Source organism: Streptomyces sp. NBC_01381 (assembly GCF_026340305.1).
In the GTDB taxonomy this organism is placed as follows: Bacteria; Actinomycetota; Actinomycetes; order Streptomycetales; family Streptomycetaceae; genus Streptomyces.
Genome location: NZ_JAPEPI010000002.1, coordinates 2936341 through 2950889, shown reverse-complemented (window position 1 = coordinate 2950889; position 14549 = coordinate 2936341). Strand labels below are relative to the sequence as shown.

Genomic DNA, 14549 nt, shown 5'->3' with positions numbered 1-14549 from the left:
ACCCAGCTCACGCCTGCGGGTACCTACTTTTCGCCGCCGGGCGGCAGGCCGAGGTCCGCGATGCGGGCGGCGACCTCGCGTCTGCTGCGGGCGCCGAGTTTCTCCAGGGCCGCGCGGACGTGGTTGTCGACGGTGCGGACGGACAGGACGAGCCGCCCGGCGATCTCCATGTTCGTCAGGCCCTCCATCAGCAGCCGGACGACCTGGAGTTGGCGTCCGGTGAGGCCCGCGGGATTGCCGCGGGTCGCCGCGTGCGGGCCGCGGGGGATCCGGGCCACGCCGAGCGACCGAAGCTCGGCGCGGACGATCCTGGCCAGCGGCACGGCGCCCAGGGCGTCGAGTGCGGCGAGCGCACCGAGCTTGTCGGCCGGGTCCGGGCTCTGCGCCAGGGCCGCCGCGTGCTCGTAGGGGCAGCCCGCCGCCTGCCAGGCCGCGGCCGCCTGCTGCCAGTGGCCCGCCGCCTGCAACGCGTACGGATGCCCGGAACCGTCATCGGGCACGAGCCGCCCGGCCTTGGCGAGCCAGTGGCCGAGCTCCGAGCGGTACGGCGCGGCGCCAAGCCGGCGGGCCTGTGCGTAGAGCGGTTCGACCGCGGCGATCACTGCGGCGTGGTCACCGCGCAGCCAGGCGGCCTCCGCGCGGGCCGCGGCGACCGGCGCCGTGCGCTGCAGCTCCCGGGTGCGGGCGGCGATCCGCCCGGCCTGTGCGAGGAGTTCATCGCCGCCGGGTGCGCCGCGCCGGATCCGGACCCGGGCGAGGACGGTCAGGGCGGGGCAGCGGGCGGGCGGGAACGCGCCGACGTCGCCGAACCCCGCGTACCGCTCCGCGTCGTCCCATGCCCCGGCGGCGAACTTCCGCAGTGCGAGCTCGACTTGGAGGTAGCAGAGGAACCCCAGCTGCTCCGTCCGGTCGGCGAAATCCAGGGCGGGTGCGAGGAACCGGTCGGCCTCCCTGAACTGGAGGTTCTCCAGGAGCGTCCAGATGACGTTGGCGTAGGCGCGGCAGGCGTGCTCGGCCTCGCCGGCCTTCAGCGCGACCGCGAGGCTCTCCTCCAACTGCGGGCGCCCCAGCGGGTCCCCGCCGCGCCAGCGGGCGGTGCCGACGTTGTTCAGGGCGTGCGCGAGGATCGCCGCGTCGTCCGTCCGCCGGGCCAGGGTGATGGCGCGTTCGCCGTAGCCGATCGCATCGGCGTACCGGTCGGAGAGCATGCGCAGCTGAGCGGTGTTGCTGAGCGCAAGCGCCAACAGCCGCTCGTCCCCGGCCTGTTCGAGTACGTCGATGGCCTCGCGGGCGGCCTCCTGTGCCGCGTCGGCGTCGCCCGCCCACCAGTGGATGCGGGAGAGCCAGCGCAGATCGGCGCCCAGGGCGCGGCGGTCGCCCAGGGCCCTGCGCAGCTCGACGGCCTCCCGCTCGGCGCGCACGGCGGCCTGCGAGTCGGCGATGGTGTAGCTCTCCACCGCGAACCGCTCCAGGAGGCCGGCGAGTTCGGCCGGGCCGAAGCGCTGCCGCTGCCGCAGGACGAGGCGCAGCTGGGCGGCGGCCTCGCGGTGCGCGCCGGTGTGCGCGGCGTCCCTGGCCGCGTCGGGGCCGTACCGCGCGATGGCGTCCAGGTCCCCCGCCTGTGCCGCGTGGTGGACGATGCGGGACGCGTCGGCGCCGGGCAGGCCGACCAGGGCGGCGAGGACGATCCGGTCGAGCTGGATGCGGCGCGCGGCGGGCAGCGAGTCGGCGATGGCACGGCGGATGATCTCGTGCCGGAACGCGACGCGCTCGGGGGAGACAAGGAGCAGCCCGTGCCGCTCCGCAGCCGCCAACTGGTCCACGCCCGACGGCAGTAGAGCATCGACGAGGGCGCGCTCGACCGCGGACGGCACCACGGCGAGCTGCTCCAGGGTGTCCCTGGTGGCGGCGGAGAGGCCGCGCAGCCGGGCGAGGACCGCGTCGACCACGGTCGGCGGCACCTCCCCGGTGCCGCCCGCCGCGACGACCTCGGCGACGTAGAAGGGGTTGCCCGATGTCACGGCGTACACCTGCGCGGGGTCGAGGCCGCTCGGGGCGCTCAGCTCACGGACCGCCGCACGGGACAGCCTCGGCAGGGGGACGCGGTGCACACGGGCCGCCCGCGACACCTGCCCCAGGAGGTCCCGCAGCGGGTGCTCGCGGTCCAACTCGTCGTCACGGTAGGTCAGTACAAGGACGGCGGGCAGCCGGTCCACGCGGCGTACCAGGAACCGCAGGGCGTCGAGCGAGGCCTCGTCCGCCCAGTGCACGTCCTCTACGACGAGCACCGCCGTGCGGGGCCCGTCGGTCAGCTCGGCCCACAGCGCCTCGTACACCCGATGCCGGTCGCCGCCCTCGGCCACCGCCCGCGCGAGGTCAGGACCGACGCTCCCTGCCAGGTCCCTGAAGGGGCCGAGGGGGCGCCGCGTCGCGAGGTCGTCGCACTGCCCGACAAGGACCCGGGCCTGCGGGGACAGGGCCCCTCGCAGCGCGTTCACCAGACTCGACTTGCCGATCCCCGCCTCGCCGAAGACGAGCGCCACCGAGCCCGCGCCGTCGACCGCTTCCCCCGCGGCGGCGGCCAGTCGCGCCAGCTGCAGATCCCGCTCGAGGATCCCCGCGTCCACGCCCCGGATTCTCCCACGCGACGGGCCGCCGGGCCCTGATCCCGCAGGGCCCCCACCGGTCAGGCCTCAAGTCCCGTACTCCACCAGGCTGGTGGGCATCACGATGCGCCGCGCCGGGCCGGGGGGCGCGGCGTCCGGCTTCTTCTCCCGCATGCGGTCGGCGAGGAGGCGGCCCGCCGCGCGGCCGAGTTCGTCGCTGTCGTACGCGACGAGGGTGAGGGGAAGGCCCAGCGCGTCGGCCAGTTCGAAGTCGTCGAAGCCGGCGAGGGCGGTGTCGGTGCCGCTCGCGCGGATGGCGCGGAACGCCCCTATCGTGTTGCGGTTGTTGGAGCAGAACAGCGCGGTGGGCGGCTCGGGCAGCGCGAGCAGCTCGGCCGCGGCGCGCTCGGCCTCGCGCGGTTCGGTCTGGCCCGCTCGTACGCGGCTCTCGTCGAGCGGGATTCCCGCGTCCGCGAGGGCGTCGGCGTAGCCGCGCAGGCGCTCGGTGCCGGTGTAGACGGCGGGCGGGGAGCCGAGGAACCCGATCCTGCGGTGGCCCCTGGCGATCAGCCGGGCGGTGGCGTCGCGGGCGCCGCCGAAGTCGTCGACCAGGACGCAGTCGGCGGCGAACCCCTCGGGCGGGCGGCTCGCGAGCACCACCGGTACGCCATCGGCCGCCGCCGCGGCGAGATGCCGCTGGTCGGCGGCCGCGGGCACGGCGATGATGCCGTCGACGCGGCGGGCGACGAGGTCGGCGACGAGTTCGCGCTCGCTGTCCAGGTTCTGTCCGGTGTTGCCGATGACGGTCTTCAGGCCGTCTCCTGCCACCACGGAGTCGACGCCGAGGGCGAGGCGTGAGTAGAAGGGGTTGGCGAGGTTCGTGACGACGAGACCGACCAGGCCGGTGCCTCGGCCGAGGCGGAGGCTGCGGGCCACTTCGTTGGGGCGGTAGCCGAGTTCCGCGGCGGCGGCGCGGACCCTTGCGCGGGTGGCGGGCAGGACGCGGGGGTCGTCCCGCAGGACACGGGACGCGGTCATCGTGCTGACTTCCGCGCGTTCCGCGACGTCCCGCAGGGTGGTCTTGCCCCCTCTTGGCGCCTGCGGCTCGGGCATCGGCCGTGGTTCCTCTCTCCGTTTGGTCCGCTACGGGGGGCGTCAGCGGCTCGACGCGCTGACATACCCCGCGGCCCCCACCAGCGCCGCGTCCCCGCCCAGCAGACCCCTGCGTACGCTCACCGGAGTATCCCCCAGTCCGGACCGGAGTGACGGGCGTACCAGGTCCCAGGACTGCGCCATGGAGCCGCCGACGACGAGCGCCGAGGCGCGGAAGTCGCGCAGGCACGGCGCCAGGACCGCGCCCAGGGCGGTGAACGCCTCGTCGAGGACTCGCCGGGCCCGCCGATCGCCGTCCCGGGCCCGTGCGGCGACATCGCGCACGTCCGCGTCCGGGTCGCCGTACCGGGCGAGGACGGCCCGCCGCGACACCGTGTCCTCCAGCGGTACGCCCGCCCACTTCAGCAGGTCGACGCGCCCCTGGGGCGGCACACCCGGGCCGTCGCGGCGGATTTCCCCGTCGACGATGAAGGCCGACCCCACGCCCGTCCCCAGCGTGATCCCGGCACAGCGCCGCTCACCGCGCGCGGCGCCCGCGCGCCACTCGCCGAGGAGGAACGCGTGCGCGTCGTTCAGGAAGACCACGTCGGCCGGCCGCGGCCACACCCCGGCGAGCAGCACCGAACGCACGTCGATGCCGTACAGGTCGTCGAACTTCCCGACGCCCCGGAAGCGTGCGATCCCCTTCTCGTGGTCGAAGGGGCCGGGGACAGCGACGCCCCACACCAGGCCCGCGGGCGCCCGGAGTTCCCCGGCGCACCGGACGACCGCGCCGAGTATCTCCTCGGCGGAACCCCGCGGGTCCAGCGGCCGGTCGGCGCGGCGGTTCACCCGCGCGCCGTCCGGTTCCACGACCGCGGCGGTGACATGGGTGCCGCCGATCTCCAGAACAGCCGTCATGAACCGTTGGGCTCCCGCACCAGCGCCTTCACCACCTTCGCCGGGCCGCGCGGCGCCACGAGCCGGTAGGCACCGACCGCCGCGGGAACCGTCAGCGTCTCGGCGTACGCGAGGGCGTGCCGGTCCCCCGCCGCCGTCTCGACGACGATCCCCTCCCCCGCCACCACGTTCAGCACATGGAAGCGGCCCCGGGTGTCGTCGGCCACGGCGGCACCCGCGGCGAGGGTGTGGCGGCGTACCTCGTAGAACATCTCGTCCAGCGCGCCGAGCAACTCCTCGTGCCAGCCGTCGCCGCGCCGCAGGACGCGCGGCTCCTGCACCAGATCGCGGGCGACGGCATCACCGCGCCGTTCGGTCTCCAGGTTGGCGAGGCCGTGTTCGTAAGGGAGTTGGCGCGGGTTGCCGTCCGCGTCCGGGCGGAGCCAGTCGTAGAAGCGCAGGCTGTAGAGGTAGGGGGTGGCACTGATCTCCAGTACGAGATTGCCCGCGCCGCCGGCGTGCGGGGTGCCCGCGGGGATCATGAAGAGGCGGCCCTGCTCGGCGGGGAACGTCAGGACGTGGTCCTCGGGGTCCATCGGCACCCCGTCGTTGGCCGCCTCCTCGATCTCCTTGCGGAAGAGGTCGAGGTCGACGTCCTCGCGCAGGCCGAGGAAGACGCGGGTGTCCGGGCTGCCGAGCGTCATGTAGTACGTCTCGTGCTGTGTGTACGCCCAGCCGAACCGCTCCCGCATGTACGGCTCCTTGGGGTGGCAGTGCACCGAGAGGTTGCCGCCGCCCACCGTGTCCAGGTAGTCGAAGCGGATCGGGAAGGAGGTGCCGAAGCGGGCGTGCACCGCCGGGCCGAGGACCTGCTCGGGGTGGAGCACGCACAGCAGCTGGAAGGGCACTTCCGCCTGGATGCCGGGGCCGTGCCCGATGAGGATGCCCGCTTCGGGGGCGATGAGTTCGTAGCCGAGGGCCGTGTTGCGCCCGCCAGGGTTGAAGCCGAGTTCGCGTTGGCCCCAATGGCCGCCCCAGGGCGTCGAGTTGAAGAAGGGCCGGGTGCGCACGGGGCGGCGTGCGAGGTCGGCGCAGCAGGTCCGCAGACCGTCGCCGTCGAGGAACACGGGGCGCCCGGGGTCCTGCACGTCGAGCCAGCCGTCCAGGCGGTCCGCGATGGCGTCACGGTGGCGGTCGAGCATCGGCCAGTCCACGTAGAAGAGCCGCTTCAACTCGGCGCGCTCACCCGGCAGTCCGAGATTGCCGCCCGTCCCGGCGATCACGGCCGACTCGGCGTACCGCTTGGGCAGATCGGCGTACCAGAGCACGTCGTGTGCGACGAGCGAGGCGCCAGGACCATAGACGATCAGAAGAAGTTCATCCCCCAAGAGCCTTGATGTCTGCGGCAGTTGGTCGAAGAGATCGTCCAGGGGGTTCTCGGCCAGGCGGCAGTAGTACGGGTCCGCGGTGTCGGCCGGGCTCATGGTGCGGCGCCGCACCTCCGCGGGCGGCGCGTAGTGCGTACGGATGTCGAGAGTGTGGACGGGGGCCGGGCATTCGGCGGTCAGCCGTGCCGCGATGGTCGCCCAGTCGGCGGTCGACGGACCCTCGACGGCGACGATCGTGGGCCCTGGCGGCAGTTGGGCCGCCACGGCATGCCAGCCGGAGGTCAGCACGGTCCCCGGTGCCGGGGCGTAACGCGGGTCGAGCCGGTACACGCATGCTCCTTCGTTCACGGACGTACAAACAGCACGGCGGTGGTGCCGAGCGCGGGAAGGGTGATGGTCAACTCGCCGTCCGTCTGGGGCAGTTCGTCGCCCGCCGCACCCAAGTAGTCCGCCCGATGCGCCGCAGCCACCGGGAAGTGGACGCAGACGGGGCAGTCCACCGGCTCCTCGGCGAAGGACTGCAGCCGCAGCAGGACTTCGCCGGGGCCCGGTGCGGTGGCGCCGACCAGGCGGACCCGGGGGTCACCGAGGTCGGCGAAGGCGAGGGACGCCTGCCCGCCGCCCTCCGGCCCCCTGGCCCGCACGGCGCGCAGCGGGCGGCTCCAGGCCGCCGCCGTGGCGGGGCCGAGCCCGTCGGCGGAGGCGGCGCAGGCCAGGCTGTAGCGGTAGGTGAACTCGAAGCCCTGCTCGCTGGGGAAGTTGGTGTCCCAGAGGTTGTTGTGGATCCAGGAGAAGACGGTGGCGGGTTCGTCGTGGCCCATCGTCTTGGGGAAGGGCGCGTACGGCAGGGCGATGTTGCCGAACTGCACCAGCGGCGCGTCCTGCGTGGACCAGGCCACCGCGAGCCCGTCGTCCGCGAGGGTCACCCAGCGGCGCACGGCCCGCATGTGCAGCGCCGAACCCGGCACCACAGGCAGGGTGTTGCCGGTCAGGCCGCCGGATGCCTCCATGCGTACGGCCGGGTCGTCGAAGGAGAAGGGGAACGCGAAGTAGGCGCTCTCCTTGCCCAGGGTCGCGTCCTTGTCCAGGCGGTTCTCGATGTCGAGGCGGGGCACGCCGACGGGCAGGGTGAGGGTGGTGCGCAGCCGGTTGGCCCCGGCCGGGCGGGTCTCGTACGTGATCGATTCGGCGGTGGCCGTTGAGCGGCGGGCGATGAGGGCGGCGGGCGGGGCGACGGCTCGGCTTCCGAGGTGTTCGAGGCGGTCGGATGCCGTCGTGCGGCTGGAGTTGTGGTTGAAGGCGCCCGCGGTGGTGTAGCTGTCGTGGATGTAGCCGTTGAAGCCGACCACGGCGTCTTGGCGGACGAGTTCACGGCCGGTCGACTTGTCGATGACGGAGGCGAGGCACGCGTGCGCCAAGTCGACCCGGACGGCGAGGTGTTCGTTCTCCAGGAGTGTCGGTTCGGGCAGGGAGAGCGCCGCGGCGGCGGTCTCGGCCGGGTCCTCCCGCTCGGTGCCGCCGGTGGGGTTCCAGCCGGTGGCGGCCTTCACCACGGTGGTCCCCACGTGCCCCTCGGCCCGCGCTGCCTCGGCAGTGATGTCGAGGCGCACCGACCCGGCGGGCGGCACCTCGTCCACCCGCACCACCAGGAAGCGTCCGGCGTCGCGGTGGTCGTCGTTGGTCTGCGGCCGTTCCTCGTGGGCGAGCAGGACGCCGCTGCGGGCGTCGTGCACGGCCACGGGCAGGCCGAGGGGGACGCTGCTCTCGGGCAGGAACACAGTGACGACATCGGTGCGCGGCCACGAGCAGGTGTTGATCACGTGGTACGTCGCCACGGCACCCGGCGACACCGCGAGCCGCTGCCCGAGCCGTGCGCTCGCACGGGCGAGGAGCGCGTGGCCGTCGTCGTGGGCGCGCATCGCCTGCCCGTACTTCCAGTGCCATTGGTGCTCGCCGGAGTGCCCGCCCTCGTCGCCGTGGGTCCACGGGTCGCCGGCGCCCCAGGTGTGCTCGTCGAAGAGCGACACCGCCTCGTAGACCCCGGCGGCGTCGCGGGTGTCTTCCTCGGCCCCCGTGGCGCCGAGGACTCCCGCGAACGTGCCGATGGTCTGGGCGTCGGCGACCACGGACTGGGCGGTGCGGGCAAGGGAGAGCGGCCGCGCTCCCGAGCCGACGCCGTCGACCCACCAGTCGGTCCAGTCGCCTTCGAAGGTCTGGATGGCGTCGCCGAGCCTGGCCTCGGCGTCGTTGAAGAAGTCTTCGTTGCGGGAGAGCCGCAGCTGGGGGTGGGCCCAGGTCTCGTTCCAGCGGCGGACGGTGTCGGCGATGATGCGGCGGGGCGGCGCGTTGTCGCCGAACTTGCCCTGCACACGCAGATGGAGGACGTCCCAGGGGTAGGGCTCTCGCTTGATCTCGGCGTGGTCCATGGCCCAGCCGAAGATGCCGCCGCGGTAGGGGTACGGGTTGGTGGCCAGGGACGTCAGATAGACCGGCAGCAGGTCGTCGACGTCGGCGTAGTCAGTGTCGAAGCCGAGCAGCGGGCCCTCCATGTAGGCGAGGCCGTGCGGGGTGTCGGTGACCCAGACCAGGACGCTGTTGCCGCTGGGCGCGCGCCACCGGAAGAGCCGGGGCAGCTTCTCTCCGCCGACCAGGTGGGGCACCGAGCGTCCGGCCCAATTGTGCGCCACGGAGAGGTACTTGACCCCGGCGGAGGCGAGGGCGTCGACGAGGCCGACGACCGCTCCGGGCACGTCGGTCTGCATGGCGGAGGTGAAGTCGACGCCGTGCTCGTCGCGTATGTCGTGGGCCAGGCGCAGGAGTTCGTGCAGCTCGTCCGTGGAGCAGGTCTCGGTGTGCAGGTTGAACGGCAGGGCGGTCAGCTCGATGCGTCCCTCGCGCACCCGGCGTACGAATTCCTCGACCTGTTCGGCGGGCCGGGCGTCGGCCCACTGCCGGAAGGACCACAACGACTCGACGCACCAGCGGAACTGGGACTCGGCGGGCCAGTCGTCGGTGGCCCGGGTGAGCTCCAGGCAGGAGTCGAGGAAGGAGAGATGCTCGGCGAGGACGCGGCCCTGCGGGTCGGTGTAGCCGATGTCGAGGTGGGAGTGGTGGACAAGGTGGATGGTCCACTGGCGTTGGGGGGTGATGCGTACGTCGATGCCACCACGCCCCTGCGGGAGGCCGACGGTGACGCGGGTCGCCGTCTCGACGGCGGGGACGAGAAGCCGCACGCAGCGGCCCGGCCCGGCGACGCGCTCCACTCGCAGCGCGGCCCCCGATTCCGTACGCACGCTCAACTCGGCAGGAATCTCAGCACCGTTGACCGGCTCCACACGCAGGGACTGAAGGAGGGAGCCGTCGCCCGCGCACCGCATGAGCGGCTCCTCGGTCAGCCTGAACACACCCCCACCCAGTGGCCCTTCGGCGCTGACCACGTCGGCGCGCAGGCTGTCGCGTATCCGGTCGTTGTCCCAGTCGGTGGTGCGGACGAGGGCCCGTGTCGTCATGCGGATCTCTCCCGGAGGGTGGTCGGGTCAGCGGGCTGATGCGGTGACGCCGCGCAGGAACAGGCCGCGGAACACCAGGAAGACGAGGAGCGTGGGCAGCGACACGATCAGCGCACCGGCCAGGATGACGGGCGGCCCCGCCGAGCTGTAGGCGTTGTAGAGCGCGTTCAGGGACGCCATCACCGGCTGGACCTCGGGGCTGCGGCTGAGGGTGATGCCGAGCAGCAGGTCGTTCCAGACGGCGGTGAACTGGAAGATGAACGCCGCGCCGAGACCTGCCTTCATCAGCGGTACGTGGATGCGCCAGAAGATCCGCCCCATCGAGGCGCCGTCGATCAGCGCCGCCTCGGTGATCTCGGGCGGCATCGTGGTCATCTGATTGCGGATCAGGAAGAACGCGAAGGGGATCGCCCAGGCGACGTACACCATCATCAGGCCGAGCCGGGTGTCGTACAGGTTGGCGTCGGCGTACAGGCCGAAGAGCGGGGCGAGGAACATCTGCAGCGGGAAGAGCGTGCCGGAGTAGATCAGCCAGAACCAGAAGGCGGGCCTGGGGATCGGCAGCACGACCACGGCGAACGCGGCCATGGCCGCAACGAGCACCGCCGCGGCCCCGCACACCACGGCGTACAGGAGCGAGGACTGGAAGCTGTCGCCGATGCCCGCGTCGCTCCAGGCGGTCCTGAAGTTCTCGGCGATGTCGAAGCCCTGCGGGGTCCACGCGGGCTTGCCCGCGTACTCCGCGGCCGGGGTCAGCGCGTTGACGACCAGCAGATAGAGCGGGATCAGCCAGAACACCACACAACCGATGACGAAGAGATTGCGCACCGTGCGTCCCATGAGGGTCTCCTCTTCGGGGGCGGGTCAGGCCCGGGCGGTGGACTCGGGCATCTGGCGGCGCAGATACATCCAGGACGAGGCGACGACGATCACCGAGAGGACGAGCGCGATCGCGGAGCCGTAGCCGACGTGGAAGAGCCGGAACGCCTCGCGGTACATGCTCAGGGCGAGGGTCTCGGAGGAGCGGGACGGGCCGCCCTTGGTGAGCAGCCAGATCATGTCGAAGGCCTTGAGGCTGTTGACGATGGCCATGCCGACGACCACGACCGTGACGGCCCGCAGCTGCGGCAGCGTCACGAACCAGAACATCCGCCAGCCGGTCGCGCCGTCCAACTCGGCTGCTTCCACGGTGTCCTTGGGGATGACGCGCAGACCGATGGCGAAGAGCACGACGTTGAGCCCGGTGGCCTGCCAGGTGCTCGCCACGATCATCGCGAGGGTGTTCTGCGGCCATTCGAGCAGCCAGGCCTGCGCCCACGAGTCGAGGCCCACCGCGCGCAGGATCTGGTTGACCGCGCCCTGGCTGTTCAGCATGAAGTACCAGAGAACGCCGGTGGCGGCGCCCGAGATCGCGTACGGCAGGACGATGACGAGCTGGGCGAGACCGCCGAAGCGCATCCGGTGGGTGGCGACGGCGATGAGGAGGCCGGCAAGGACGGGCAGCAACAGCGTGCCGGCGACCCACAGCAGGGTGTTGAGCAGGGAGCGGCCGAAGATCGGGTCGTCGGCGAGCCGCGCGTAGTTGTCGAAGCCGGTGAAGCTGCTCGTGAAGCCGTTGTCCTCGAAGAAGCTGCCGTAGACGCTGCGGAAGAAGGGGTAGACGAGCAGGACGCCGACGAGCGCGAAGGCGGGCAGCGCCCAGGGCAGCGCGGCGAGCGGCCTGCCGTACCTGCCGCTCTCCGCGACCGCCTGGTGCGGGGTGCGGGTGGGCACGCGGCGACGGGTCCGCGCCGCTTTCCCGGGGCTCTTTCCCGCGGCCTTCGCGGTGGTCACGATCTCGGTCATGTCTCCTCCGCCTCCCGCCACACCTTCCATGCCTCGTCGGCGCGCTCCTGCATGGTCCGAAGCACCTGGCGGTACGAGTGCGGGTTCAACAGGAAGCCGGCCAGATCGTCGACGGTCGCCTCGACCAGTTCGGGAGGCCCTTGTTCCCAGAAGCGGTTGAGCAGCCAGAGCTTGTCGCCGCGTACCTTGCGGGCGAGGCCGTCGATGATCGGGTTGGCGGGCGCGACGCGCGGGTTGGGGCAGCCGTCCTGGAGGGTGTGCGAGAAGGCCTTCATGACGGTGGGGTGCAGCCAGGCACCGGCGGCCTTTCGCGCCTCCTCGTGGTCGGGGCCCTTGACCGTGGAGACGAACGCGCTCGACTCGAAGATCACGCTGGGGCGGGCGCGCGGCGTCGCCATCGGCAGCACGAAGGCGTCGACGTTCTCGCCGGGCTTTCCGCCCGCGCCGACGAGGGTGGAGCCGAGCCAGGTGCCGCAGGGCACCATGCCGATCTTGCCCTGGACGACCTGTGCGGCCGCGTCGTTGTGGTTCAGGTCCATGGGCGTGAACCAGTCCTTGTCGAAGAAGGACGCGATGGTGCGCAGGGCCCGCTCGGCGCGCGGGTCGGTGTAGCGCTCGCGGCCGTTCATCAAGTCCTGGTAGAAGGACGGGTCCTGACGGCTCAACACCTCCTGGAACCAGATGAAGGAGGGCCAGCGTCCGTCGGCCGTGCCGTGCAGGGGCGTGATGCCGTTCTTCTTCAGGCGGGCACAGGCAGCGAGGAAGTCGCCCCAGGTCGCGGGGGCCTTGAGGTCGTGCTTCTCGAACACCTCGGGGTTGTAGAAGAACACCCAGTACGCGAGGTTCATCGGCAGGGCGTAGACCCGGTCGCGGTAGGTGAACGCGGTACGCAGGGACGGCTCGACCCAGCCCTTGCCGACCGCGCGGTCCCACTGCTCGGTCAGGTCGACGACACCGCCGGTGCGCGCGAGGTCCTGAAGCCGGTACCCGGACCAGTACTTGAGCATGTCGGGCGTCTTGCTCGTCCGCAGCGAGGACCGCACGACCTGCTCGAACGACTCCAGGGACGCGATCACCTCGGGCACGAGCTCGATGCCCGCGACCGACTTCATGGCCTTGCCCGCGGCGGCCATCGGCTTGGCCCAGGTGGCGTTGTCCCCGTGCACGGCGACCTTGCCCGGGGGCTTGCCCTCGGCGGTTCCACAGGCCGCGGCGAACGCACCGGCGGCGGCCGCGGCGAGGAGGGTACGCCGGTCGACATCCTGACGACTACCTGACATGGGCAGCTCCCTCAGGCGCGTGTCAGCCCGGTGTTAGCGTTACCACGGGCGTCATGGAGCTTCGAGGCGCAGGGCCGGGGTGTCAATGGGCCTCGCAAGAAACACCGGCGGGACGGGCCCCGCCCCGCAAGGGGCGCGGGGAACTCCGCAACCAGCCGACACCGGCACCCGCCCCGTAAGGGGCGCGGGGAACTGCGCGATCAACCCCCACCGACCCGCAGACACATCACCGCACTACCAGCGGAGCACTCAGCCCCGCTGGAGCGAGCCGTCCTCGCCGAAGAGCGGACGCGGCACCGGCACGGCGAACCAGAACGGCTCGAACCCCGGCTCGGCCGTCGCCGTCACGGCACTGGCCAGGCGCTGCGCGGTCTCCACCGTCTCGCGGGCACGGCGCTCGGCCTCCAGCCTCAACTGCTCGTTCTCCAGGCGAAGTTGTTCCGACCGCTGCTCCATCTGGGCCAGTCGCTTCTCGGCCTCGCTCAGCCCGACAACGGGCGCGGCCGCGAGCCGCGCCAGGCGGCGACCGCGGTGATCAGGCTGGCCAGGGCGATGCTGTTGGCGAGTACGACGTTGACGAGTTCCAGACGGTCGCCCATGTGGCCGCGGGCCTCGCGCACCGCCCTGGTGGAAACCCTTGCGTGGCCGCGGAGTTCGGGCTCCGCCATGAGCCAGCGGGACAGCGACATGGCCGATTCGGCGCCGTCCGCCTCCGCTTCCGCTTCCGCGCCGGCCGTGCCGTCGCCGAACGTGACGTTGACTTCCACGCCTCGGTTCCTCTCCCCCGACAGTGATCGGCGATGAGGCCGGTCCGGCGCGAGCACCGGGTTTTCCGGGGCCCGACCGTGCGGGTACGGAATTTTGCGCGCAGGCCCTCAGGGGGTCCGGGATTGCCCGACAAGGCTCAAGCTGAGTGGCGGGCCCGGGCTCCCGCGTCGCACCATCGGGGAAGACCACCGGAAGGGACCGCTCAGTGGCGAAGACCAAGAAGGGCACGAAGAAGAAGCAGAGTGAGGGAGCGAGGAAGCCCCCCGCCCAGCTGCGCGAGCTATTGCGGATCCCCGAGGGCGAGCGCGTGGACCTCTCCGCGTACGACCCGGCCGCGACCCCGGCGGGACCGGCGGACAAGGCAGCGGGCGTCCTGGCCACCGCCCAGATGGGTGAGCGCCTCGCGGACCTCCAGGAGCGGCTCTACGCGGCGAGCACGGCGGGCGACCGCCGCCGCGTCCTGCTCGTCCTGCAGGGCATGGACACCAGCGGCAAGGGCGGCACGGTCAAGCACGTCATCGGCCTGTTCAACCCCTCCGGCTGCCGCATCAAGGCGTTCAAGACCCCCACGGCCGAGGAGCTGAACCATCCGTTCCTGTGGCGCATCATGCAGGCGCTCCCCCACCCCGGCGAGATCGGCATCTTCGACCGCTCGCACTACGAGGACGTCCTCATCGCCCGGGTGCGCGACCTGGTCCCGCGCAGCCAACTGGGCCGCCGCTACGGCCAGATCAACCGCTTCGAACGCTCCCTGGCCGACGACGGCGTCACGGTCATCAAGTGCTTCCTGCACATCCAGTACGAACAGCAGCGCCGTCGGCTGCTCGAACGCCTCGACAACCCCGAAAAACACTGGAAGTTCAACCCGGGCGACATCGAGGAACGCGCCGTGTGGCCCGCCTACCAGGAGGCGTACGAGATCGCCCTGGAGCGCTGCTCCACGACGCACGCCCCGTGGTTCCTCGTCCCGGCGGACCGCAAGTGGTACCGCAACTGGGCCATCAGCAAGCTGCTCCTGGAACATCTGAACGCGCAGGATCCGCGATACCCGAAGGCCGACTTCGACGTGGACCTGTGCAGGAAGCAGCTCCTGGCCACGTAGCTCACACACGCACACGCACACGCATGCTCACCCGCACACGTACCTCAAAGTGCGTGATT

Annotated in this window: 10 protein-coding genes and 1 pseudogene; 1 reads left to right on the top strand and 10 read right to left on the bottom strand. The window is 72.0% G+C overall.

Annotated elements, in window-relative coordinates:
* Positions 1 to 23 precede the first annotated feature (23 nt).
* The 10 genes and pseudogenes from OG453_RS34705 to OG453_RS34660 all read right to left on the bottom strand — a co-directional run bounded on the left by OG453_RS34705 (position 24) and on the right by OG453_RS34660 (position 13387).
* A complete protein-coding gene (locus tag OG453_RS34705; RefSeq protein ID WP_266872525.1) occupies positions 24 to 2627 on the bottom strand; it encodes an AAA family ATPase in 2604 nt (867 codons plus the stop codon).
* 66 nt (positions 2628 to 2693) lie between these two features.
* Complete coding sequence (locus OG453_RS34700; protein ID WP_266872524.1) at positions 2694 to 3719, bottom strand: LacI family DNA-binding transcriptional regulator; 1026 nt, start codon at positions 3717 to 3719, stop codon at positions 2694 to 2696.
* Between the two features lie 42 nt (positions 3720 to 3761).
* Positions 3762 to 4619, bottom strand: coding sequence for an ROK family protein (locus tag OG453_RS34695; RefSeq protein WP_266872523.1), 858 nt, complete (start codon positions 4617 to 4619; stop codon positions 3762 to 3764).
* A complete protein-coding gene (locus OG453_RS34690) occupies positions 4616 to 6316 on the bottom strand; it encodes a class I mannose-6-phosphate isomerase (protein ID WP_266872522.1) in 1701 nt (566 codons plus the stop codon). The genes OG453_RS34695 and OG453_RS34690 overlap by 4 nt, the downstream gene beginning before the upstream one ends.
* A 14-nt stretch (positions 6317 to 6330) precedes the next feature.
* A complete protein-coding gene (locus OG453_RS34685; RefSeq protein ID WP_266872521.1) occupies positions 6331 to 9495 on the bottom strand; it encodes a glycoside hydrolase family 38 C-terminal domain-containing protein in 3165 nt (1054 codons plus the stop codon).
* Positions 9496 to 9522: 27 nt separating this feature from the next.
* A complete protein-coding gene (locus tag OG453_RS34680) occupies positions 9523 to 10335 on the bottom strand; it encodes a carbohydrate ABC transporter permease (RefSeq protein WP_266872520.1) in 813 nt (270 codons plus the stop codon).
* Between the two features lie 24 nt (positions 10336 to 10359).
* A complete protein-coding gene (locus tag OG453_RS34675; protein ID WP_266872519.1) occupies positions 10360 to 11340 on the bottom strand; it encodes a carbohydrate ABC transporter permease in 981 nt (326 codons plus the stop codon).
* Entirely contained in the window at positions 11337 to 12620 is a 1284-nt protein-coding gene (locus tag OG453_RS34670) for an ABC transporter substrate-binding protein (protein ID WP_266872518.1), read from the bottom strand. Before OG453_RS34670 ends, OG453_RS34675 begins: the two co-directional genes overlap by 4 nt.
* 354 nt (positions 12621 to 12974) lie before the next feature.
* A pseudogene (locus OG453_RS34665) lies at positions 12975 to 13100 on the bottom strand (cellulose-binding protein); the annotation flags it as partial.
* A 2-nt stretch (positions 13101 to 13102) separates the two neighbouring features.
* Positions 13103 to 13387 (bottom strand): hypothetical protein, encoded by a 285-nt coding sequence (locus tag OG453_RS34660; RefSeq protein WP_266872517.1) that lies wholly within the window; start codon positions 13385 to 13387, stop codon positions 13103 to 13105.
* Between the two features lie 206 nt (positions 13388 to 13593).
* Between OG453_RS34660 and OG453_RS34655 the strand changes: the two genes are divergently transcribed.
* On the top strand, positions 13594 to 14490 hold the full coding sequence (locus OG453_RS34655; RefSeq protein WP_266872516.1) for a PPK2 family polyphosphate kinase: 897 nt from the start codon (positions 13594 to 13596) through the stop codon (positions 14488 to 14490).
* The last annotated feature ends 59 nt before the right edge of the window (positions 14491 to 14549 follow it).